The sequence below is a fragment of the Brevibacillus nitrificans genome (genome assembly GCF_003710965.1).
GTDB classification, from domain to species: domain Bacteria; phylum Bacillota; class Bacilli; order Brevibacillales; family Brevibacillaceae; genus Brevibacillus; species Brevibacillus centrosporus.
On record NZ_RHHU01000011.1, the window covers coordinates 76335 to 98107 of the forward strand.

Here is a 21773-nt window from a genome sequence, read left to right on the forward strand (position 1 = left end):
CGGTAACTAATGAAACCGTATCAAAAGGAACAAGATGCCAGCATCCGCGTCGGCCAGCAGATGACCCTCACCATCAAAAGTCTGGGCATCAACGGCGAAGGGATCGGCTATTTCAAACGTAAAATCGTGTTTGTCGATAAAGCATTGCCAGGGGAAGTCGTACATGCGCAAGTGACCGAGGTCAAAGAGAAATATGCGCTCGCTCGCCTACTGCGGGTCGTGGAGAAATCCAAGTCGCGGACCGTCCCACCCTGTCCCGTCTACGAAGAATGCGGCGGCTGCAGCCTGCAGCACATGGACTATCAGGCGCAGCTCGCAAGCAAGAAAGAGATCGTCATCGAATCGCTGCGCAAATACGCGCGGTTGGACAATCCACCCGTCGCTGACACCATCGGCATGGACAATCCGTGGGGCTACCGAAACAAGGCACAGTTTCAGGTGGGCAAGCAGGACGGAAAGCTCATCGCAGGACTGTATCAGACAGGCAGCCATAACCTAGTGAATCTGGAGGGCTGTCAGGTGCAGCACGATGCGACCAGCCAGATCGTACAGGCAGCCAAGCAAATTCTCGAGGAGCTCGGCATTCCGGTCTACGATGAACGGAAGCGGACAGGCGTCATCCGCACCATCGTGGCACGCGTCGCCTTTGGAACAGGCGAGACGCAGCTGACGCTCGTCACTGCCACGCCAGACATTCCTCGCGTCAAAGAACTGATCCTGGAGCTGCGCACACGCCTTCCTCAGCTTGTCGGCATCACGCAAAATGTGAATGCGCAAAAGACCTCGCTCGTCTTTGGAGACAAAACCATCTCGCTCTGGGGCAAGCCGACGATCGCGGAAAAACTGGGGGACCTGTCCTTTGCTTTGTCTGCACGCGCCTTTTTCCAGCTCAATCCCGAGCAGACGAAAAAGCTGTACGATCAGGTAAAGAATGCGGCACAGCTCACCGGAAAAGAGCTCGTGCTGGATTTGTACTGCGGCACCGGGACGATCGGACTGTGGCTGGCGCCATATGCTCGTGAGGTCCGGGGGATCGAGCTGATTCCCGAAGCTGTGGAAGATGCCAAGCGTAATGCGGAGCACAACCAGATCGACAACGCCAGCTTCCACGTAGGTCGCGCCGAGCAGCTGATGCCGAAATGGGCCAAGCAGGGCGTGCGCCCCGATGTCGTCGTGGTCGATCCGCCTCGGACCGGGCTGGACAATGCTCTGATTCGCTCCCTCCTGGATGTGACGCCTGCGCGCATCGTGTACGTGTCCTGTAATCCGTCCACGCTGGCGAAGGATATTGCCAAGCTGCAGGCGAAGTACAAGCTGGTGAGCGTGCAGCCGGTTGATATGTTTCCGCATACGAGTCATGTGGAGGCTGTGAGTTTGTTGGTAAAGAAATAGAAAATAGGAAGGTGGCTAAACCTCTTGATGCTTCTGGGGTTTAACCACCTCTTTTACTCATTGCATGAAGATTCTTCTTACTTAAATCAGACATTGACTTAAATAGTGAATTACATCCTATCTTACAATAAATATCTGAATAAAAGTTCTGTACTAGTAAATATGACAAGCCGTCCCGGTTATTTGATGGTTTTGTCAGCTTCAGATTTCCTTTTATCGAATTTTCTAATCGAAATATACCCCTCAAATTCTTCCAATACATCTAATATTGTTCTACCTGGTTCAACGCCCCTTCTATTATCGCCATGTTGATCGGCAAAATTCATCTTTATATGAACATGCCAAGGGTCATATTTTGTTATTTCTGCTGGTGTACCATTCGGATGATAATGTGCATGGAACTTTTTCAGTAAAATACCATCCTCATTATACCAATCATAAAAATATTCATATATTTCTTTGATTGGTGAGTCGGGATCATAGGTCTCCTTGCACTTTAATTTGGAATTATCTACAAAAAGGATTTCTGCATTCTTCTCCCGGCCACCGCGTGGATTTTTTTCTGAACCTGGAATTTCACGCACGTCTAGAAATAAATTTGGAAACATCCTTTGAAGGTTTGAAAATGTTGTTCTAGGAATCGGGATAGTTAGCTTCCGCATCGTTTAACCTCTTAAGATATGATTTCCAAACGGAAGCATCGGTTTCTTCATCAGATGTCAACTCTAGTAATGTTTTCTTCCCCAATGTTTCTTCGAATGGTCCACCGTATTGTTTTCTAAACTCATCTATACAGTAGCGCAAATACGTTATTTCATCCGTTACGGGTTCTTCATTTTCTTTCTCCCAGTTTTCTTTTAGCTCACTAACTAAAATTCTAACTCCATTGGGGTAAATTACTTCTGCGTCATCCGGAATTCTAGCATGCTCTCTCCCCTCACGGTTAACCCCTTTGATCCTTCCTAAGTTAATCCATTTATTAATTGTTTGTTGGCTAACTCCAATGAATTTGGCCAGGTCAGAAGTAGTGTAAATTTCTGTAATCTTGTTTTTTTCTTTTGAGTTAACCTCTGATTCCATGTGATCAATAAGCATTAGAAAATGGCGAGTAAATAGGTCCTTATCTTCAAAGATCACTTCGTCCCAATCACGAATCATTGGTTCTGTATTTTTTAAAGAGTGGATTAGATACTTAAAAAAAAGAGCGCTGGTAAGAAAATCAGTATCAATTATTTTTTCAATAAATGCTCCTTTCTTCTCATTAAATTGAAGTTTATCCATTACGGTTACTGGCATGATCATCACCTCACACCTCCATTATATAGCAATTTAAACTAATTATCAACATAACTGAAACTAATCTGAAAGCACAAGGCAAAAAAGTACTACATAAGCAATTATGTGCAACTTAGTATGCAATTATTCAAAGAATCCAAAGTATACTTGTACTATTTTGTTAAATCAATGATATAAGGTATTGAGAAATTTAGAAGAATTGTTTATGTTAGTCCCTTTACATGCTAAAAAGTTGTTTGACCACATTTAATGCCAGAACAATAATAATTGTCTTTAAAAAAACAATAAGTCCTTTATAATCAAAACTATCCCGAAAAAAGAATAGGAAATTTATGTAACTATTAAGACCACTTATTCCCTAATTGGATATGGTATTAATCAGTCATGGATCTTTCATGGAGGAAAAAATGTCGGACAACTCCTTTCTAGATAACGTAAAGCGATTAATCGAAATGCATGGCGAGGGCCTGCTTGGCGGAGAAATCATGCCGGAGGACGCTCTCATTGGGATTGTTCCTGAGAGCGAATTGCCAAACGTGTTGACACTGGGTATGGCTTTAAATTACCAAAGAAATTCATACACGCTCTGGCAATCCATCGCGGCTGCCTATACGGATGAGAGTACCCGCTGGATATTTACACCGCTTGTCGTAGCAAAAAGCAGTATAGATGACCTGCGATTGGCTTTGCTTGAGTATCGCGTCGCCTTGCAGCCTAATCGCCATCCAGAAATCTGGAAATCCGTCTCATCGGGGATTGCTCGCTCTTCATCGAAGGGTGACGTTGCGGGATTGATGGAATCTGCTCACTACGATATTGCCTGCTTAAAGAGCATGATGCAGACAACGCGCAAATCCGAATTTCCGTATTTATCCGGACCGAAAATTTTTAATTACTGGCTGTACGTCATGGAGACCTATACAGGGGTGAAGTGGCAATCCCGTGAGTTGATTACCGTCGCTCCTGATACACACATTATGAAGGCTACAGTGAAATTAGGGTTATGCACTTCGGATGTGCTGAATGGAACTACGGACGATAGGAAGCTGGTTGCGGAAGCATGGGAAAAAGCACTGAAAGGCAGTGGTTTGGCTCCCATTGACGTCCATACTCCACTATGGCTATGGAGCCGGGCAGGGTTTCCATCCCTAGCTGTTGAATCTCTCTTCACCACATCCTGACAAGGGTAAGGTAACAACTCTGTAATCCGTCCATGCTGGCGAAGGAAGGATATTGCCAAACAGCAGGCGAAGTCCTAGCTGGCGAGCGTGAAGGCGGTGTCGCTATTGGTTAGAAAAGACAATCAGTGGAGATCTATTGGCGGATATAAGTAAAGAGGGGCGATCCCCCTCTTTTTTCATGCTGTCGTGATTCATGTAACACGGATATGATGTGTCTTACCTCTTCAGAATTGCCCGAGAAAAAAGTTGGTAAAGCCGCTCATCTCCTCCAACGCCATTTTTTGTCCTTTAGTAACAGGAACAGTAGGCTTTACCTCCTTAATTCTTTTCGTTCTTGGAAAACACGTTTCGCTACAAAAATAGCATTCAGTACGCGTGAAAAGCCTGTGTAGGGAATGCAATGCGTGATCGCTTCCATGATCTCCTGAGGGGAGAGCCCCACATTAAGAGCAGCATTCATATGAACCTGTAGCTGTGGTTCGCATCCGCCTTGTGTGGTTAAGGAAGCGAGTGTAACAAGCTGCCTTTGCTTGAGATCCAAGCCGTCTCTGGAATAAATGTCTCCAAAAGCAAATTCAACAATATACCTGCCAACGTCAGGAGCAATGTCCTGCAATGACTCTATCACCTTCTCCCCGCCTTCCCCGTCAATTTCCATTAGCTTTTCCCACCCACGTTGATAGCGCTCTGTAGTCATGTTTAGCCTCCTGTAAGTAAGTGATCAAAATCGATTCTGATGTCATGCTACACGTTCGAGCGCACTCTAAAGCAATGCTTTTTCTGTTATAATCAGTCTCATGAGCAAACAATTTACTATTCAGCAAATTTCGCAAATAACCGGACTAACCGCCCATACTTTGCGTTACTATGAGAAGATTGGTTTACTGGACGGCGTAGCGCGCAATGAATCCGGCTACCGTAAGTACGGGGAGTCTGATCTGCTATGGATCGATTTTTTAATCCGATTACGGGAAACGAGAATGCCCATCAGCGAAATGAAACAGTTTTCCGACTTACGGAGTCAAGGAAAAGCTACTATCAAGGAAAGGAGGACATTGTTAGAACGGCATCAAAATAAAGTAACGAAACAAATAACAGATCTAAAAGAGAATTTGCTCAAAATCGAGCATAAAATCGCCCACTATAAGGCGTTAGAGGAAGAAGACATTTGAGCCTTCCTTACAAGTTCACTCCTACCGCTCCGTGACCGACAGATATTTATGATTTGAATATGAATCGAGAGTAGCCTATTTTGAGGGGGACGATTTGAAATGGCCAATCATAGCAAGGAGCTGTCACCGGAACAAAGCCAAGAACTACTCCAAACCTTGAAAACCCGTTTTGAGAAGAACATGAACCGCCATCAAGGGCTTGAGTGGGCAAGCGTACAAGCAAAGCTCGAAGCTCATCCGGACAAGCTGTGGTCGCTCCATGAAATGGAGAGAACTGGCGGCGAACCGGATGTTGTTGAACATGATGCGACGACAGGTGAATACGCTTTTTACGATTGCTCAGCGGATAGCCCCAAAGGACGCAGAAGTATTTGTTACGACCATGAAGCGCTGGAATCACGGAAAGAGCATAAACCACAAACGAGTGCGGTTGAAATGGCAGCTGCCATGGGCATCGAGCTTTTAACCGAAGAACAGTACCGGGAGCTGCAGAAGCTGGGAAACTTCGATTTGAAAACCTCGAGCTGGGTCATGACCCCAGATCGTATTCGCAAGCTCGGCGGTGCCCTCTTTTGCGATCGTCGCTATGACACTGTTTTCGTGTACCACAATGGTGCAGAGTCTTACTATGCTGCAAGAGGGTTCCGCGGCTTGCTGAGGGTCTAGGTATTTTTCGATTCCTCTCCCTCATCAGTCAGGCGTGCTTTGCTTTACATGCAGCTCACCATAACAATAGACACTCTTGAAAAGCGGGGAACTTCCATGGATCTGCAACCATTCATTTACGTACTTCGATTAGTCCCTACCTATCATCACGAGGAAAACTGGACGGAGGAAGCGCGAAATATTGTAGGGACGCATTTTCGCTATCTGCAAGACTATCAAAAGCAAGGTGTACTAATCATGGCAGGCAGAACCTCGCCAGTAGATGAAACAACCTTCGGCATCGTTGTCTTCCAGGCAGCAACGGAAGAGGCAGCCCGCGAAATCATGAGAAATGACCCTGCAGTGGTAGGCGGAGTCATGACAGCAGAGCTGTTTCCATTCCATGTGGCCTTGCTTGGGTCATAGTCAAAAATGACAGCTTTGACCCGCCGTTGATTCAGCTGCTCAACCCGTAGTCGTCTAGCCCTCACCGAAGACTTGTCCTTGTATCATTGACTGCAAGGGCGAGTCTTTTTCTCATCCGGGTTATCTCGGGATCTGTATCCTCCAAGCGAAAGAGGTTTTCGAGAAATGGCAAACAAACCAATTGAAATCGTCGAGCGTCCCCCAACCCCAAAGGAGCATCAGCTGCTATGGGAGGCAGTTGGATGGGGGAAGTACCATGCAGAGATGGCTGAAAAGTCTCTTGCCAACTCACTCTACTGTCTCGTTGTCCAAAGCGAAGGAAACGCGGTTGGAATGGGACGGATCGTCGGCGATGGGGCGATGTATTTCTATATTCAAGACGTAGCTGTCCTCCCTAAATACCAAGGAAAAGGAATCGGCAAGCAAATCACGGACAAGCTGCTCGCCTACATCCAGAAAACCTGCGCGGGGCCAGCGTTTGTTGGGCTTTTCGCAGCACATGGAAAAGAAGAGTTTTATCAGCGGTTTGGTTTTATGGATCATTCCCCTGGCATGACAGGGATGTTCCTAGTGATGGAGGAGGCTGCCTCTTTATGAATCGAAATTTGCCAGATCCTCGCCTCCATCCCGATTGGCTCCGACCGCACTCCATCGAATGGTACGCGCAGCTCGGAAGACTGGCCGGTCAGTTCGCATATCCGTGGCACTCTACGCTCGAGGAGCCGAATGGAGAAACGTTGTTTGCCGCCGAAATAGAGCAGGTAGTACGAGACAAAAACGTACTGGATATCGGATGTGGACACGGTGCGTTTACCAGGAGCTGGAGCCCTCTCGTCAAGCAGATTACAGGCTTGGATGTCACCTGTGATTTCATCCATTCAGGCATTCCTCCCTACCCTGCAAATGTGCGTTTCGTTACTGCCAATACGAAAGCAGGACTGCCTTTCGAACGGGGAGAGTTTGATGTCGCCTATACTCGCAGAGGTCCTACTTCCGCTTATCTCGATGTGAAAAGAGTCGTGAAAGAGGGTGGGATGATTCTGGGACTGCATCCCGGCGACAAGCTTTCGACTGAGCTGTCCGAATGGTTTCCCGGTCTGTTTGAACCGCTGCCATCAGGAACCCCTGTACTAGAGAACCTCCTTCAAAGACTGGAACAAGGGGGCTTGGGTCACGCAGAGCTTCGCAAAGTGAGCAGCATCGAATACTTGCACGAGCCACTCGATGTCATTCGCATGAGCTGCTTCGGGCAAACACCTCTCCTTTTCGAGTGGGTCACCAGCCTCTGCCTAAGCGAAGTTACACAAATCTTTGAACGTAAGGCTACGAACAAGGGGCTTCCTATCACATTTGATCGCTATTATGTAAAAGTTACTGTTTGAAATGACTTCGCCTCCTTGCGATCTTAATCGAATGTTGCTCTTTTCCACACTTCTGCCCTCGTTCTATCTTGACATCGGAGAAGAGGTTTTCTAATGTAAGGGAATGTAAGACCGCTGTTCCATAATTAAAGATAGGGGGCACCATGATGCAGCTTATCATTCCAACGGAAGTACAGCGAAGAATAGACAATCTGAAGGATCAGGATCTGTACATCCACCTAGAAATGACGACGGGAGCGTATGCCGCCCATTTTGATAGCTCCAAGCATCCTGCAGCAAACTTCATCACGAACGCGATCATTCGCTTTTCGCACGGCTCGATCTCTGGCAATGGCCCATTTCGAGTAGGTTTGAAAATGGAGCAAGGCTGGATCTACTCCGAAGGCTTGACTCATTTTGAAGAGAGCGAAGCAGAGAGATTGATCATGGCGGGGCATGACAGTCAAGGCAAGCTGGTCGTATCGTTGCAATTAAGCCGTCAGCCCTTCTAAAGGAAGAGGAGATGAAACATTCTATGGAACGACATATTCTTGTGGTGTTGCCTCATCCGGATGACGAAGCGTTCGGTTTGTCCGGAACATTAGCCAAGCATATCAAAAATGGGTCGCAAGTGACGTATGCCTGCCTGACCTTAGGTGAGATGGGCCGTAATATGGGCAATCCCATTATTGCCTCGCGGATCACGCTTCCGTCCATCCGCAAGAAAGAGCTGCAGGATTCCTGCGACGCTATCGGCATTCAGGATCTGCGCATGCTCGGATTCCATGACAAGACGATTGAATTCGAGGATCAAGACCTTTTGGACTCGCGGATCGATGCCATTATTAAGGAAGTAAATCCTTCCTTGATCTTCACCTTCTACCCGGGCTATAGTGTTCACCCCGACCATGATGCGACGGGAGCTGCTGTCGTTCGCACGGTTGGCAGAATTCCAAAAGAACAAAGACCTCCTGTTTACTGCTTGGCCTTTGCCAAAAATCTGGAGGAAGGCATCGGTCAACCGAACGTCTTTAACGATGTAAGAGAGTTTTTGCCTCAAAAGGTTCAATCCATTCTCGCACACCGCTCCCAGTTCCAAGTAGCTGAGCTGCTCGACGAAGTGGATTACACCTCCAAAGAAATTGTTGACCGTTTTGGCACAGAGCGCTTCTGGATTTATCCATTCGATTAATCGATTCATCGCGCAGATATTTTGAACGAAATGACAGAACCTACGAGAAGCCTTTTGAAAGATTTTGTTTGGTACTTCCCTCCTGACTGGGTGATCCAAGCTTCAAGCCTTTCAAGAGGCTTCTTTTCTGTATTGAGTACGACAACCCGAAAAAAGGAGCACGCCCTTCATGAAGCATATTTATATCGTTCGTCATTGCCAGGCGACGGGACAAGAACCCGATGCCCCCTTAACAGAACGTGGGCAGCAGCAAGCCGTGCAGCTCGCCTCCTTTTTCGCTGAAACAGCGGTTGATTCCATCCTTTCCAGCCCCTTTGAAAGAGCGTATCGCACGGTTTCCCCGCTGGCTGAAAAGCTCGGCTTGAAGATCGAGACGGACGAGAAACTGACAGAAAGAGTCCTGACTGGACAAAATCATCCGAACTGGCGCGAAATGCTGCGGCAAACGTATGACGATTTGGACTTGTGCTACGAAGGCGGCGAATCCAGCCGTGGCGCGATGGAGCGAGCTTCTTCGGTAGTAAGAGAAGTCCTCGAAAGCGAGCAGACCCATACCGTCATCGTGTCGCACGGCAATCTCATCTCCTTGCTGCTGAAGCATTTTGACTCACGGATCGGATTTCCAGAATGGGAGTCCCTCTCCAATCCCGATGTGTACCACCTTTCTTTTGCGGGTGAACAGCCGGCCATCGAGCGGATTTGGCGGGAATGAGGCTCGGCCCTGAATCTGAGGTCCTATTTGGCGAGTTAGACTTACTACCGCTGCTCTCCACCTCACGAAAAGAGCCTGGTCACGACTTTTTCCATCGTGATCAGGCTTCTCGTGTTTTCTTGCTTAGCAAAACGCTATTTCCCCCGGTGCTTGGCTTTCGCCTTTTGCACCTTGAGCTCTCGCTTGCGCTCCTTCAGCTCTTCCTTTTGCTGACGGGAATCGACCTGCTTCTCTTTCTTCCGCTTTTCATACTCCAGCCGCAACGCTTCCTGAGCGTAAGAGGAAACACCTCTTTGCTCCATTTCGCGTGAGACTTGCCTGGCAAGACGTTTTGGATTAATCCGCCGCTCCGAAATGCCATACCCTGACTCCACACTTTGGGATAAGCCTTCTGTCAGTTGATCCAGCTGTTTCCAGACAAACTCCAGAACCTCCTGATCTTTCGGCTCTGCCCCAAACAAATGCTTGCCAGCTTTCACTTTTCCTTGAACGTACTGCTCTACTACTCCTACCCAAAATTGACCGTCGTAGAATACAGTCAGCTTCATACCAAAAACTCCCCCTCTGAAAAATGACGAGAGCGACGGACATCCCGAGGGGGGAAGGTTACTGATACGGACATGTGCGGATCCTCATGGCCATGCGCCCGGACTACCAACCGGACTGTGTTTTTTCGCACTCGCTTGAATCGATTGGATTTACGCCTTTATTGTAGCACCCGTTCCCTTTTCTTTCCATAAACGCATGACTGTTCAATAATCGAAGAGGCCCACTGACGTATCGAGCGGCACTTTCTCCAACGGATCGTACACCTCGAATATGCGCAGGCGCGGCTCCTCCTTCACGATCCCTTTGACCGCCTCGCAAAAATGCGGAAACATGATCGCGTTTGCCGACTCGGCGTCTTTCTTCGACTCCCAGTAGTTCAGGGCAGCGTACTCTCCCTCGTGATCTTCAAAGAAATAGGAATTCCCGCGAAAGCCTTTTTGCGTACGGGATATGACATTCAGCTCCTGGACAACCTTCTCTGCAGCTTCTCGGCTTCCTGGCTCCAGCTTGAAAAAGACCATCCGTGCAAACATAGAGGCTCCCTCCTCCTTCTCGCCATGTAGCAGTTTATGAATCAAGGATTGGGCGTAGTATAACAACAAAAAAAGAACACCCCATCCGGAGCGTTCTCTAGGTATAGAATAAATCTGAGCATCGATTACGTCCAGAGTTTTTTCCCTCACTCGCATCCTTTTTCCCGTTATTTTGACCAAACGTCCATTTTTTTGACACATCTCACCCCGTGTTGAAACTTAAAACTGAATGTGCTATTGTAAATACAAACATAACGACTGGAGATGAAAAGATGGATAATCTTTCTTGCTAATGAAACGAAGCATAACCAAATCAAACGGGCAGAAGATGCCTCTTGTTTTGTTGTGCTTGTGCGAGCAAGAAAGATCCATTCTTTTCACTCAGACCATATATCCTCGTCATGCCTTCTTTGGGCTTGGCTTTGCTGTATGTATGAGCTGTGAGAATGTACTTTCTTGCAGCTCATTTTCTATATACAGGAGGATCATGTATGTCTTTAATAAACGTTGCAAACCTGACTTTTGCCTATGACGGCAGTTACGATAACATCTTTGAAAATGTGAGCTTTCAGGTCGATACCGACTGGAAATTAGGCTTCACGGGGAGAAATGGGCGGGGGAAAACCACATTCCTCAACCTGCTGCTTGGCAAATACGATTACAGCGGCAGCATCTCTGCAAAGGTCGCCTTCGAATACTTTCCTTTCCAGATCGCCAACAAAGAGGACAACACCACGGAAGTCTTCGCCAGTATTTGCCCCGATGCCCTCGAGTGGGAAGTCATGCGCGAGCTGTCCCTGCTCCAGGTATCCGAGGATGTTCTTTACCGCCCCTTTGACACGTTGTCGAACGGAGAGCAGACTAAAGTGATGCTGGCCGCATTGTTCCTGAAAGAAAACAGCTTTCTGCTGATTGACGAGCCGACCAACCATTTGGACCGGCACGCACGAAAAATCGTCAGTGACTATCTCCGCTCCAAGCACGGCTTTATCCTGGTCTCTCACGACCGAGCCTTTTTGGATAACTGCGTCGACCATATCCTGTCCATCAACAGGACCAACATCGACATCCAAAAAGGCAACTTCTCCTCCTGGTGGCATAACAAGGAGCTGCAGGACAGCTATGAGCTAGCCGAGAACGAAAAGCTCAAAAAGGACATCAATCGCTTGTCCGCTGCTGCCAAACGCACCTCGGACTGGTCCGATAAGGTGGAAAAAACGAAGAACGGGACCACAAATTCCGGCTCCAAGCTGGATAAAGGCTATGTAGGTCACAAAGCAGCCAAGATGATGAAGCGGTCGAAGTCCATCGAGTCCAGGCAGCAATCCGCCATGGACGAGAAGGCGAAGCTCCTCAAAAATGTGGAAAGCTCCGACAAGCTCAAGCTTACTCAGCTGAGCTTTCATACAAGCCGCCTCGTTGAGCTGGACGATGTCTCCCTCTTCTATGGCGAGAAGACCGTATGTGAAGATATCAGCTTTTCCATCGAGCAGGGCGATCGCATTGCCCTTTCCGGAAAAAACGGTTCAGGGAAGTCGAGCCTCCTGAAGCTGATTTGTGGCGAAAGCATCTCGCACACCGGAACCTTCCGCAAGCCTAGTCAGCTGAAAATCTCCTACGTCTCGCAGGACACGGCTCACCTGCGCGGCAACCTGACCTCCTTTGCAAAAGAGAATAGCATCGATGAAAGTCTGTTCAAGGCGATTTTGCGCAAGCTCGACTTCTCTCGCGTTCAATTTGAAAAGGACATCGCTGCTTTCAGCGGTGGACAGAAGAAAAAGGTGCTGATTGCCAAAAGCCTTTGCGAACAGGCGCATCTCCATGTGTGGGATGAACCGCTCAACTTCATCGACGTGATCTCCCGCATGCAAATCGAAGAGCTGCTGCTCGAATACTCCCCCACGATCTTGTTTGTGGAGCATGACAGCGCGTTCTGCAAAAACATCGCTACCAAAATCGTTGAGCTGTAACCGAATAAGACAGCTTGCACCAAACCACGAACCGTCTTGATGTCTCTCGACGGTTCGTGGTTTTTTTTCGCAGACTCTGCCAGGCATTTCGGCTCTTTACTAGGGTGAGATTCGGAAAAGAGAGAAAGGGAAAGTGGTGTTTCCTCGCTGACCTTAATTCGTCCGCTTTCCGTGATATATCCTGTACACTCCCTCCCCCCTGAAAAGGAACCGGAACCCAGCGCCTATCTATGACATATGCTACACTAGAAAAATCCAGATAGTGAGGCTGACATTTCCCATGAATTGGTATCAACCGTACGGATACTTTCCCCAAACGGTTTCCTCTCAGCACGTCTACACGCCTACAAAGGCCATTGCGGAAATCCAGGGCGGTCCTTTGGCTCCGAATCTACACGGCTATATTGCTTTTTTGGATGTCCCCTACGGCACCGAGGTTTTTGTAGAGGTTAACGGTCTTCCAGCTTATCGACCTGCGAGCGGCGACCACCCGCCTATCGGTCCCTTTGGCTTTCATTTACACGAAAACAGCTCCTGTGCCGTCGGCGATCCCCAAGATCCGTTTCAATCCGCCGGCTCTCATTGGAACCCAACCGATCAGCCCCATGGCAATCACGCCGGAGATTTTCCCTCTCTCTTTTCCAATGACGGCTACGCGCGTATGAGCTTTTTCACAAACAAGTTTCGGGTAGCGGACATCATCGGCAGGACGGTCATTATCCATCAAAACCCCGACGACTTCCGCACACAGCCAGCTGGCAACTCTGGCAAACGCTTGGCTTGCGGTCTTATCCAGGCCGCGGGGTAGCTCCGCCGGCTATTTGCACTTGCACTCGCTCTTTTGCTTGATCGGAAAATGCTCCGAACGCAAAAAACTCTGTAGCCCTCCCACCCTTGAGTGGCTACAGAGTTTCTCTTGCTTCCATTCGGTTTGACTACGCACGCAAAAGAGCCAAATCAAATTTGGGAACCAGACCTTCATCAGCAGCCCTGGAGAGCAAGCCTGAGATGGCTGCGAACCCGTCCTCGCCCAGATCTCTCGTAAACTCGTTTACGTACAAATCGATGTGTGCTTGTGTTACCTCCGGCGCCATTTCTTGAGCATGCGCCGCTACATAGTCTCTAGATGCTTCCGGATGTGCCCACGCGTACTCGACTGAAGCACGTGTCCATTTGGTCAAAGCTTCCATATCCATAGAGCGGCGAGCGATGATGGCACCCAGCGGAATCGGCAGACCCGTGTCAGACTCCCACCAGCTGCCCAAGTCTTGCATCATGGTCAAACCGTAGTTTTGATAAGTAAAGCGTGCCTCGTGAATGACCAGACCCGCATCGATCTTGCCATCTCGTACGGCAGGCATGATTTCATGGAAAGGCATCACGACAATCTCCCCTACGCCACCCGGGACATTTTGCGCTGCCCACAAGCGGAACAGCAGATAAGCGGTAGAACGCTCGCTAGGAACGGCTACGCGTTTACCAGACAGCTTGGCAGGATCGTTGCTGTCCTGTGTCAGAACAAGCGGGCCGCAGCCTCTTCCCAGTGCTCCGCCACACGGTATCAGCGCGTAGTCTTTCAAAACCCACGGCAGGGCCGCATAGGAGATTTTCATAACCTCCGGGCCTTCTGTGTTGATCGCCAAATGGTTGGTGATGTCAATGTCTGCGTACATAATGTCCAGCTCAGGAGCGCCGGGAACCAGCCCATGCGCCCATGCGTGGAAGACAAACGTGTCATTTGGACATGGAGAAAAAGCAATCTTCATCATAATACCTCCCGTAGTACAGAGCTGGCTGCTTCCAGAGCAGCAAAAGCCTCTTTCATTCGCCAAGCCGATTTGTCACGCGGGCCAATCGCATTGGAAACAGCCCGAATTTCTAAGACCGGTATTCCTGCCTCCTGTGCGGCAACCGCTACGCCATACCCCTCCATCGCTTCCGCAGCCGCATCAGGTTTGCGTCGTGTTAGCTCCGCAGTTGTCTGCGCCGTACCTGTCACCGTCGACAAGGTCAGGATCGGCGCCATTTTCACTGGCAATTCTGCTGCCTGCAGCGCCTCGGTAACACTTGCTGCCAGCTGTTGATTTACCGGAACATGGGCAGATCCGAAGCCGAGCTCGTCCAAGCTGCAAAAGCCTTCAGCCGTCTCCGCGCCGAGATCGGCACAGACAATCTCACTGCCGACAACCAGCGAGCCTACCTCTACCTGACCGACAAACCCTCCACTGATCCCGGCACAAATGACCAGATCAAACGGCTCCTCTGTAGCCAGTATCCGTGCTGTTCGCGCCGCTGCTGCGATAGGACCTACTCCTCCGATGCGGACTGTAAAGCGACCATCGTTACCTAGACCGCGCAATATCGCTTCACGCTCAGGTTCGACTGAGGTCACTACTAGCACTCGCCCCTTTTTTCGAGAATCCTCCATTTACACATCGCCTCCTTCCTCTCCTCATTTTTTAATGCTTGCTAGGTTTTCATTCCATCTCCAACGTTATCGCTACTTTTGCTCGCTGTAAAGTCGTTTACGCAGTTTGTCAGAATGCAGGGAAAATATGACCTTACCGTACCGTAATGATAATCTCCTTCTCAATTCCTTCGTATGTCGCTCTTATCGTCGTCTTGCCTGCTTTGATCCCTGTAACCATTCCATCCTCAACGTCGGCAATCTCCTCGTCTTCCACGCTCCATTTCACTTGCTTGGTCACGTCTTCCTTAAAGCCCTTTTCATACAGAGCTGTGATGATGACAGAGACAGATTGCTCCGCTTTTAGCTTCAGACTGGAGCGATTTACCTGCAGCTTTTTCGCTTTCTTTTCATCCAGGACAAGAACGCTAATCCTCGTCACCCTGCCCCCGTACTTGGCTGAAAGATTGGCCGTTCCTTTTTTTAGCGGAATCAAGGTGCCATCTTCCGTTACCTTCACCACATTCTGTGTACCCACTGACGACCAACGCACCCGTTCCGTAACATCTATCTCTTCTTTATTGCTCATAGTAGCAAGGATGCGCAACGTGTGCTCATCATCCATTCCCAGCACGACCTCTTTGTCGGATCCCCGAAGGAATTGGACCTTTACTTTCGAAATGACGACAGGAATGACGAGTTCTTCTCCTTGGTACTGGATCGTGAGTACAGTCTCTCCCTCTTCCTTTCCGGCTTTCAATCGTCCTGGCGAAATCTCTACCAGCCTCTTGTCGTCAACACTGAATGAGGTATGCTTGTCTCTGGTAATCAACTTGCGCTTGCCTTTCTCGACTGCGTATACGCTAAAACGGATCGTTCCATTCGGCACAAGCAAGAACGTCGATTCGGAGGCCTCAAGCACTACACGATCTGGTTTTTCTTTCTCGATCGTGATCGTGATCGTTTCTTCTTCACCCCGATAATGAACCGTCATTGGAGAGGTTCCCGTTTTCTCGCCGGCTGTGACTCTTCCCTTTTTTACGCTGACGTAATCTTTGTCAAAGCTGTAGCTGATCGCTTTGTCATTTGTGATCTCTTTACGTTTTGTTCCCTCCAAGACATATACTTTGAAAGTTTTGGAGTCACCCGGCAACAGCTGGATAGAAGCAGGAGATACTTCCAGTTTAAGCTTGCCTTCCTCCTGTTTTTCCAGGACAGTCACTATGCTGCTTGCCGTCTTGCTGCCATCGTAGGTTGTTACGGTGATGGTAGCCGTTCCTGCCTTTTTCGCCGTTATCCTGCCGTTTGTCTCCACCTCAGCCACACTTGGGTTGCTGCTGCTCCAGCTTACAGCCTGATTCGTAGCGTTGGAAGGTGCGATCGCCGCATCCAAAGCCACGGACTCCTCGCCTATCGTCAGGGTCAAGGTTCGCGGCGCAAGCGTTATTCCACTGACCGGAACCACAACAGGGGAGGGCGAGGGAACAGGACGATCAATGACACGCACCGTGCGCTCCACCGGAATTGCCTGATTCCCTGCCCAATCTTCTGCCGCATATTGGAGGATATACGTACCCCGTTTTGTGGCATCTACTGTCCCGGTAATAGTCGGTGCCAAGCCGGTCGCGATTTGGTCCGTGATCGTCACTCCTGGATCTTGGAATACGCTTCCTCGGTAGATGTTCATCGCTGCGGCTCCATTTAAAGTAATGACCGGAGCCGTTTTGTCGATGCGGATTTCTGCTTCCGCAACATCACTGACATTTTGCAAAGCGTCTGTCTGTCGGGCGTATACCTTCTTGACTTTCTCATCTTTTATCGTTAATTGCCCCACATATTGCTCCCATGTCTGCCCATCCAGACTGTACTCCATTGTTGCGCCCGCTTCACCGCTCACCGTTACCTCCACATCGCCATTTGTCCAGCCGGATGGATGAACCGAGATGACTGGTTGCATGAGCGTCCCTTCTCGAACCACCTGCACAGTTCGGGTAACACGGTCAGCCTGATTGCCTGCATGGTCCACTGCGGCGTACGTGAGCGTATATTCCCCGAGTCTATCGGTATCCACTGTGCCGTTTATGGAGAATTGCGGCTCTGGGTCGAGGTTGTCCGTGACTTGTGCTTTGGGGTCGACGAATGTGCTTCCGCGCTGGATACTCATGATCGCATCACCATTCAGCGTAATCACCGGAGCCGTTTTGTCGATACGCACCTGTGCTTCCGCTGCCTCGCTTACACTTTGTGCGTCATCTACCTGCCTGATGTAAATGAGGTAGCTCCCCTCCGCTGTCATGACGATCGAATCTCGGGTCAATGGGTCGGGATCAGGCTGCCAATCCTGACCATTGGTGCTAGACGCAAGCCTTGCCCCTTCTACTCGATTATGTACGGTTATCGTCACATCCTGATCGGTCCAGTCTGAGTGACTCAGGGCCAGATCAGGTTTGGGCAGGCTGTCCAGTGTCACCGTATACGTCTTTACGACCCCATCCTTTGCCGTTACCCGGATTTGGATCTCATTCTCGGTGTTTCCCACTTGCAGCTCCTGCTTGGCTCCACTGACTGCGGAAGACCACGCACCCTCGCCGATTCTCAGCTCTACATCCGCTGCCGGATCTTGCAGCGTTGGGGTAAGCTTTATTTTGGTCACGCCGGTGTTCACATACACTCGATAACTTGTCACCGTACTTGAAAATTCAGGAGTTAACACGAAAGCTTGACTGTCCCCTTCTATGAGCAGGCTGTTCAGTCTAGCCTCATTTTCTTGATATTCATAAGCCCCCATATCGATGCTGTCTCCTACCAAGCGTGGCTTGTCCTCCATGTCGGTGGTAATGGAAGACAGATCAGGAGTCTGACCTGCATCAAAATACGCAGGGCTGCCCTGATCGATCGCTGGTGAGCCTGAGCCAAGGCGATAGTTTCCCTGGGCAGAATCGATAAATACAGGATCTGCAGCATATATATTCCCACGATTCCCATTATCATCTGCCCGGTTTAGCTTGCCTAACAAGGAATGCTCCATGTGAATCGTAGAGCTTGGCGTATAATAGAAAATGTCGTCTCCTGAATTTCCCCAGACGATGCTGTTACGAAGTGAAGCAGAAGTGGAAGCCCACGTGTACATGCCACCACCAGACACATTCGCTTCGTTTCCGCTAATCGTCACATTGGTCAGGGCAGGATTGGAGCCAAAGTTATAGATTCCGCCACCGGACACATTCGCCCCATTCCCGCTAATCTCCGCATTCGTCAGAACATTGGCACCGCCGTTGCTATAGATCCCTCCACCATCACCAGTCGCCTCATTCTCGCTGATCTTCACATCCGTCATGACATCATTACTATAGCTGTTATAGATCCCGCCGCCATTTTTCGCATGGTTCCTTTTCATCTCTACATGGTTGAGTGTCGATTTGCTGTTGATGAAGTACACCCCGCCGCCTTTCTCTTTGGCCGTGTTTTCACTTATCGTTACATTTGTAAATACTCCACCTTCAGAGGAGTGATACACCCCACCTCCATCCGTACCTGCCTTATTCAGGTTAATCACCACATCGCTCAGCGCAGGATTGCTATCGGAATTCACCATCCCGCCGCCAGAGCCAGAAATCGCTTCATTCTCGGTCATCTTCACATCTGAAAGCACAGGATTGCTGCCTGCGGTGTTTACCACTCCGCCGCCAGAAGTATTTGCTCTATTCTGCTTGATTTCTACTCGAGTGAGTATGGGACTGCTGCCAAAGTTATACATCCCACCCCCAAGTGAACCTGCCTCATTTTCGCTGATCGCTACATCGGTCAAAGCAGGATTGCTCTTATAATTATTGATCCCGCCGCCATAATACTCCGAAGTATTCCTGGTTACCCTCCCATTGCGCAAAATAGGACTGCTGTTGTCCTCGTTATGCATGCCCCCGCCAATTTGCGCCTTGTTGTTTTCCATCACTACATAGGTAAGGTCAGGGCTGCTATCATTCGAATTCGCCATCCCCCCGCCTTGTCGTTTTGCTGTATTCCCAACAAAGGTTACATGTTGCAAGGTAGGACTGCTTTGGTAGTTGTACATTCCTCCACCGTCCTGATCGTACACATAATAGCCAGAGGCATTCCCACCCGTAACCGTGACACCATCCAGCTTCGCGGTCTGGTCTATATTCCTGTTATGGAAAATATGGTAGGCATTATCGGAAGGATCGCCCTCAATGCCGATATCACCGCTAAGAACTGTCGGATAATCAGTCACATTCCTCTCTGTTCCGATTCCAGAATATCCGCCGGAAATGTCCACACCGTTTTTCATCTGGAACGTTTTCGTTCGTACATCACTGGCATAAGATTCTTTCGTCGGATAGTAGGTCCCTTTTGCCATCCAGATCTTATCTCCCGTTTGTGCCGATTCCAGAGCTTTTTGCAAAGTGGCGAAAGCATCATCCCATGTCGTTCCGGTACTGCCGTCGTCTCCCCCTTCCTCCTGCATCTTCACATAGTAAATCGTTCCTCCATCTCCTCCTGCTGCCATAGCCCCTGGCATAGACAGCAGCTGGCCAGAGCAAAGCAATAACGCAAGTGCCAGCATCCAGAACCGCGCTGTTCTTTGATTCTTCTTCATTCTCTCCTCCTTGTGACCAAGACCAATTTGTAGCGAGGATACCATGCACATTCTGTAGACAGGAAGTGGACAGTTTTATGTCTACCATGACAAAAAAATAAACCGTCCTCCTTCTTGCCATTTGCAAAAAGGAAGACGGTTCCCCCCGAAACTCTATCTGCTAGCGGTTATCCTCTTTGTCACTCTCAAGCTCAAGCAGCCCCCACTTTTGACATTTATCTGCCAATTCGCTGCTGGACTGTTCCCAATTGAACTTCTTCAAGATTCTGCCCACATGCTTTTTCACTGCTGCCAGACTCACATGGAGCTCCTTTGCTATTTGGGATTGTGTCTTTCCGTCAGCAATCATAATGAGCAGCTGGCGATCTCCGTCGCTTAGCAGGCTTTTCTTTTGCTCATGAACCATCTTTCTCAACCGGTCGCCATATTTGGAGCTCTGGTTGTGCATGGCCGCGCAGATGACATCGGGCAACTTCTCGAACTCATTCTTATAGAGATAATCATAGGCTCCATTCAAAAAGGCTTCGTAAAAGATGTCATCGTTGTCATCCAACGAACTGAGCATAATCACTTTTACATGGGGATACTGAACCGAAATATCAAGCGTGGCGTCAAGCCCTGAGGATTTGTCGTCTCCAAGCATGATGTCCATGACGACAATGTCGGCTGGTTCGCTGCGAAGGAGAGCGAAACACTCTTCCCTTGTAGCAGCACAAGCGTAAAGCTCTATATTCTCGTGTCCGAAGAAAAAGCTTTGCAATCCTTCTCTCCAATCGGGATCGTCTTCCACATAGAGAACTTTTATTTTACTCATCGTTTTTCTCAACCTTTTGATGGAAATGTAAGGACAATGACTGTCCCTTTGTTGGGTGTGCTACTGACCTCTACCTTGCCTTTATGGGCTTCGACCACTTTTTTCACCTGATACATGCCGAGACCGAAATGCTCACCCGTGCGAAGCTTCGTGGAATAAAAGGGCTCAAATATGTTCTGCAATTGTATGCTGTTCATTCCGCGACCCGTGTCACGAATCGTAAGCAACACCTTGTTGGTGCGCTTGTCGAGGGAGATATGGAGCGATCCTTTTTCCCACATCGCTTCCACGGCGTTGTTGCAAATATTTTGAAGGCATTCAGTGATGAGCATTCTGTCGATGAGCAAAAGCGTCGGCACGTACCGCTTCTCGACTCGAACATTCGGAAGGGCTTCCACGGATTCCAGCACTTCGTCCAAAACGACGGAGATATCATGCATTTCCCGCTTTGGTCCCAGCTTGTCGCTCGTGGCATGTGAAATTTTGGACATCATCGCCATCATCGCTTCGTGTGTCCTCAATAAGTTTCCAACGTATGTTTCAATTTCTTCATACTGTCCCAGTTGTACATTTTTCCGGATATTCAATGCGTTCAGCTTGATCTTTCCGATCGAGTTTTTTAGGGAATGGTGGATGAACCCGGTTCCTACATGTACGGTATGTAGCGACTTCCTTCTGATGCCTAGGAAAGCATCTCGTAAGTAGAAAACGGTTATGAGCAATAAACTCGTAATACAGATGTACGGGATGATGGCTATTAGCTGATCGCTTACGGGTGCAGCAGAAAAATGATAGACATTCAAAGCAATCAGCGGAACGAGAAAGACAATGGCAATCGAAGCGTGATTGACCCGTTCCTTGGGCGTATTCGCCTGTATCATCGGACGAACAGCCAGCCAAGCCATCAAGCATATATAGCAGAGACCCCATACAGCTACGAATCCATTATGAACGCGATTCGCCATCAAATCCGTCTGAAAGAGCAAAGTCACTACCGGCGGAATGCCGAGAAGAATCGGAATCCATTTTTGATACGTAAAGAAGCCATTATAGATTAGATAAAAGAGCAGCATTCCGTAGTAAGGGAACGTATTGATGACCATGTTTAACAGCGCCGTCACAAAAATGGATGCACGAACTACGGTCACACTCAGCTTGTGCTCGATTGCATACGGGACCCAGCCTTTTTCAAGAAACATCTGCAAGCCGCCCAAACCGGCGCACAGGATCACCAATGCTGCCCAAAAAATCAGACGGTTCCCCCGATGATTCACCCATAAATAGATACTTAAAGCTGTCAGACTGACAAACATGAGAAAAAACATGAAGAAGAACATGGATACCCGCCTTTGTACAAGATGGTCATTTATCTAAAGTATACATGTTCATTCGACAAAATAGAGAGGCGAATCAGAAGCTGTCAACGCCCTCCTATTCCTTCTATAACATAGTAATTCTCTTCGCCAGATCACATAAGTAGACATTTCATTGTCTACCTAGAAAAAGCG

Annotated in this window: 22 protein-coding genes; 12 read left to right on the forward strand and 10 right to left on the reverse strand. The window is 48.8% G+C overall.

Going from position 1 to position 21773, the window contains the following annotated elements; translation table 11 throughout:
- Window positions 1-9: 9 nt before the first annotated feature.
- Window positions 10-1392, forward strand: a complete 1383-nt coding sequence (rlmD, locus tag EDM59_RS18350; RefSeq protein WP_122924947.1) for a 23S rRNA (uracil(1939)-C(5))-methyltransferase RlmD — start codon at window positions 10-12, stop codon at window positions 1390-1392.
- Between the two features lie 179 nt (window positions 1393-1571).
- Here rlmD and EDM59_RS18355 read toward each other — a convergent pair whose 3' ends face one another.
- Both EDM59_RS18355 and EDM59_RS18360 read right to left on the reverse strand, forming a co-directional pair.
- Window positions 1572-2054 (reverse strand): toxin-antitoxin system TumE family protein, encoded by a 483-nt coding sequence (locus tag EDM59_RS18355; protein ID WP_122924948.1) that lies wholly within the window; start codon window positions 2052-2054, stop codon window positions 1572-1574.
- Window positions 2026-2694, reverse strand: coding sequence for a helix-turn-helix domain-containing protein (locus tag EDM59_RS18360; protein WP_122924949.1), 669 nt, complete (start codon window positions 2692-2694; stop codon window positions 2026-2028). The genes EDM59_RS18355 and EDM59_RS18360 overlap by 29 nt, the downstream gene beginning before the upstream one ends.
- A gap of 401 nt (window positions 2695-3095) precedes the next feature.
- Between EDM59_RS18360 and EDM59_RS18365 the strand changes: the two genes are divergently transcribed.
- On the forward strand, window positions 3096-3869 hold the full coding sequence (locus tag EDM59_RS18365; RefSeq protein ID WP_122924950.1) for a hypothetical protein: 774 nt from the start codon (window positions 3096-3098) through the stop codon (window positions 3867-3869).
- A gap of 310 nt (window positions 3870-4179) precedes the next feature.
- On the opposite strand, the gene EDM59_RS18370 is transcribed toward EDM59_RS18365, so the two are convergent.
- Window positions 4180-4566 (reverse strand): carboxymuconolactone decarboxylase family protein, encoded by a 387-nt coding sequence (locus EDM59_RS18370; protein WP_122924951.1) that lies wholly within the window; start codon window positions 4564-4566, stop codon window positions 4180-4182.
- Between the two features lie 100 nt (window positions 4567-4666).
- On the opposite strand from EDM59_RS18370, the gene EDM59_RS18375 reads away from it, so the two are divergent.
- The 8 genes from EDM59_RS18375 to EDM59_RS18410 all read left to right on the forward strand — a co-directional run bounded on the left by EDM59_RS18375 (window position 4667) and on the right by EDM59_RS18410 (window position 9377).
- A complete protein-coding gene (locus tag EDM59_RS18375; protein ID WP_122924952.1) occupies window positions 4667-5041 on the forward strand; it encodes a MerR family transcriptional regulator in 375 nt (124 codons plus the stop codon).
- A gap of 99 nt (window positions 5042-5140) precedes the next feature.
- Window positions 5141-5707 carry a DUF4256 domain-containing protein gene (locus EDM59_RS18380; RefSeq protein WP_122924953.1) on the forward strand — a complete coding sequence of 189 codons (567 nt, stop codon included), beginning with the start codon at window positions 5141-5143 and terminating at the stop codon, window positions 5705-5707.
- A gap of 96 nt (window positions 5708-5803) precedes the next feature.
- Entirely contained in the window at window positions 5804-6112 is a 309-nt protein-coding gene (locus EDM59_RS18385; RefSeq protein WP_122924954.1) for a YciI family protein, read from the forward strand.
- Window positions 6113-6277: 165 nt separating this feature from the next.
- Window positions 6278-6709: a GNAT family N-acetyltransferase gene (locus EDM59_RS18390; RefSeq protein ID WP_122924955.1), complete on the forward strand. Its 432-nt coding sequence runs from the start codon at window positions 6278-6280 to the stop codon at window positions 6707-6709.
- Entirely contained in the window at window positions 6706-7494 is a 789-nt protein-coding gene (locus tag EDM59_RS18395) for a class I SAM-dependent methyltransferase (RefSeq protein ID WP_122924956.1), read from the forward strand. The genes EDM59_RS18390 and EDM59_RS18395 overlap by 4 nt, the downstream gene beginning before the upstream one ends.
- A 146-nt stretch (window positions 7495-7640) precedes the next feature.
- A complete protein-coding gene (locus EDM59_RS18400; protein WP_122924957.1) occupies window positions 7641-7985 on the forward strand; it encodes a YojF family protein in 345 nt (114 codons plus the stop codon).
- Between the two features lie 23 nt (window positions 7986-8008).
- Window positions 8009-8665, forward strand: coding sequence for a bacillithiol biosynthesis deacetylase BshB2 (gene bshB2, locus EDM59_RS18405; protein ID WP_092267064.1), 657 nt, complete (start codon window positions 8009-8011; stop codon window positions 8663-8665).
- 169 nt (window positions 8666-8834) lie between these two features.
- Entirely contained in the window at window positions 8835-9377 is a 543-nt protein-coding gene (locus EDM59_RS18410) for a histidine phosphatase family protein (RefSeq protein ID WP_122924958.1), read from the forward strand.
- 134 nt (window positions 9378-9511) lie between these two features.
- On the opposite strand, the gene EDM59_RS18415 is transcribed toward EDM59_RS18410, so the two are convergent.
- Together EDM59_RS18415 and EDM59_RS18420 are read right to left on the reverse strand one after the other, a co-directional pair.
- Window positions 9512-9925, reverse strand: a complete 414-nt coding sequence (locus tag EDM59_RS18415; protein ID WP_122924959.1) for a YjdF family protein — start codon at window positions 9923-9925, stop codon at window positions 9512-9514.
- Window positions 9926-10129: 204 nt separating this feature from the next.
- Window positions 10130-10459: an antibiotic biosynthesis monooxygenase family protein gene (locus EDM59_RS18420; protein ID WP_122924960.1), complete on the reverse strand. Its 330-nt coding sequence runs from the start codon at window positions 10457-10459 to the stop codon at window positions 10130-10132.
- Between the two features lie 491 nt (window positions 10460-10950).
- Between EDM59_RS18420 and EDM59_RS18425 the strand changes: the two genes are divergently transcribed.
- Together EDM59_RS18425 and EDM59_RS18430 are read left to right on the forward strand one after the other, a co-directional pair.
- Window positions 10951-12429: an Lsa family ABC-F type ribosomal protection protein gene (locus EDM59_RS18425; protein WP_122924961.1), complete on the forward strand. Its 1479-nt coding sequence runs from the start codon at window positions 10951-10953 to the stop codon at window positions 12427-12429.
- A gap of 280 nt (window positions 12430-12709) precedes the next feature.
- Window positions 12710-13237: a superoxide dismutase family protein gene (locus EDM59_RS18430; protein WP_122924962.1), complete on the forward strand. Its 528-nt coding sequence runs from the start codon at window positions 12710-12712 to the stop codon at window positions 13235-13237.
- A 127-nt stretch (window positions 13238-13364) separates the two neighbouring features.
- Here EDM59_RS18430 and EDM59_RS18435 read toward each other — a convergent pair whose 3' ends face one another.
- The 5 genes from EDM59_RS18435 to EDM59_RS18455 form a co-directional block, all read right to left on the reverse strand.
- Window positions 13365-14195: a 1,4-dihydroxy-6-naphtoate synthase gene (locus EDM59_RS18435; RefSeq protein WP_122924963.1), complete on the reverse strand. Its 831-nt coding sequence runs from the start codon at window positions 14193-14195 to the stop codon at window positions 13365-13367.
- Entirely contained in the window at window positions 14195-14857 is a 663-nt protein-coding gene (locus tag EDM59_RS18440) for a futalosine hydrolase (protein ID WP_122924964.1), read from the reverse strand. Before EDM59_RS18440 ends, EDM59_RS18435 begins: the two co-directional genes overlap by 1 nt.
- Window positions 14858-14990: 133 nt before the next feature.
- Complete coding sequence (locus tag EDM59_RS18445; RefSeq protein WP_183192950.1) at window positions 14991-19451, reverse strand: immunoglobulin-like domain-containing protein; 4461 nt, start codon at window positions 19449-19451, stop codon at window positions 14991-14993.
- Window positions 19452-19611: 160 nt separating this feature from the next.
- Window positions 19612-20265 (reverse strand): response regulator transcription factor, encoded by a 654-nt coding sequence (locus tag EDM59_RS18450; RefSeq protein ID WP_122924966.1) that lies wholly within the window; start codon window positions 20263-20265, stop codon window positions 19612-19614.
- An 8-nt stretch (window positions 20266-20273) separates the two neighbouring features.
- Entirely contained in the window at window positions 20274-21602 is a 1329-nt protein-coding gene (locus EDM59_RS18455) for a sensor histidine kinase (protein WP_122924967.1), read from the reverse strand.
- Between the last annotated feature and the right edge of the window lie 171 nt (window positions 21603-21773).

What these genes read in the sequence shown, in the direction of transcription:
- EDM59_RS18375 (WP_122924952.1), top strand. Translation starts at nt 4,667, where the DNA reads ATGAGCAAACAATTTACTATTCAGCAAATTTCGCAAATAACCGGACTA.
- EDM59_RS18370 (WP_122924951.1), bottom strand. Translation starts at nt 4,566, where the DNA reads ATGACTACAGAGCGCTATCAACGTGGGTGGGAAAAGCTAATGGAAATT.
- EDM59_RS18410 (WP_122924958.1), top strand. Translation starts at nt 8,835, where the DNA reads ATGAAGCATATTTATATCGTTCGTCATTGCCAGGCGACGGGACAAGAA.
- EDM59_RS18430 (WP_122924962.1), top strand. Translation starts at nt 12,710, where the DNA reads ATGAATTGGTATCAACCGTACGGATACTTTCCCCAAACGGTTTCCTCT.
- EDM59_RS18355 (WP_122924948.1), bottom strand. Translation starts at nt 2,054, where the DNA reads ATGCGGAAGCTAACTATCCCGATTCCTAGAACAACATTTTCAAACCTT.
- EDM59_RS18395 (WP_122924956.1), top strand. Translation starts at nt 6,706, where the DNA reads ATGAATCGAAATTTGCCAGATCCTCGCCTCCATCCCGATTGGCTCCGA.
- rlmD (WP_122924947.1), top strand. Translation starts at nt 10, where the DNA reads ATGAAACCGTATCAAAAGGAACAAGATGCCAGCATCCGCGTCGGCCAG.
- EDM59_RS18435 (WP_122924963.1), bottom strand. Translation starts at nt 14,195, where the DNA reads ATGAAGATTGCTTTTTCTCCATGTCCAAATGACACGTTTGTCTTCCAC.
- EDM59_RS18400 (WP_122924957.1), top strand. Translation starts at nt 7,641, where the DNA reads ATGCAGCTTATCATTCCAACGGAAGTACAGCGAAGAATAGACAATCTG.
- EDM59_RS18425 (WP_122924961.1), top strand. Translation starts at nt 10,951, where the DNA reads ATGTCTTTAATAAACGTTGCAAACCTGACTTTTGCCTATGACGGCAGT.
- EDM59_RS18360 (WP_122924949.1), bottom strand. Translation starts at nt 2,694, where the DNA reads ATGATCATGCCAGTAACCGTAATGGATAAACTTCAATTTAATGAGAAG.
- EDM59_RS18390 (WP_122924955.1), top strand. Translation starts at nt 6,278, where the DNA reads ATGGCAAACAAACCAATTGAAATCGTCGAGCGTCCCCCAACCCCAAAG.
- EDM59_RS18455 (WP_122924967.1), bottom strand. Translation starts at nt 21,602, where the DNA reads ATGTTCTTCTTCATGTTTTTTCTCATGTTTGTCAGTCTGACAGCTTTA.
- EDM59_RS18445 (WP_183192950.1), bottom strand. Translation starts at nt 19,451, where the DNA reads ATGAAGAAGAATCAAAGAACAGCGCGGTTCTGGATGCTGGCACTTGCG.
- EDM59_RS18450 (WP_122924966.1), bottom strand. Translation starts at nt 20,265, where the DNA reads ATGAGTAAAATAAAAGTTCTCTATGTGGAAGACGATCCCGATTGGAGA.
- EDM59_RS18365 (WP_122924950.1), top strand. Translation starts at nt 3,096, where the DNA reads ATGTCGGACAACTCCTTTCTAGATAACGTAAAGCGATTAATCGAAATG.
- EDM59_RS18420 (WP_122924960.1), bottom strand. Translation starts at nt 10,459, where the DNA reads ATGTTTGCACGGATGGTCTTTTTCAAGCTGGAGCCAGGAAGCCGAGAA.
- EDM59_RS18415 (WP_122924959.1), bottom strand. Translation starts at nt 9,925, where the DNA reads ATGAAGCTGACTGTATTCTACGACGGTCAATTTTGGGTAGGAGTAGTA.
- EDM59_RS18440 (WP_122924964.1), bottom strand. Translation starts at nt 14,857, where the DNA reads ATGGAGGATTCTCGAAAAAAGGGGCGAGTGCTAGTAGTGACCTCAGTC.
- EDM59_RS18385 (WP_122924954.1), top strand. Translation starts at nt 5,804, where the DNA reads ATGGATCTGCAACCATTCATTTACGTACTTCGATTAGTCCCTACCTAT.
- bshB2 (WP_092267064.1), top strand. Translation starts at nt 8,009, where the DNA reads ATGGAACGACATATTCTTGTGGTGTTGCCTCATCCGGATGACGAAGCG.
- EDM59_RS18380 (WP_122924953.1), top strand. Translation starts at nt 5,141, where the DNA reads ATGGCCAATCATAGCAAGGAGCTGTCACCGGAACAAAGCCAAGAACTA.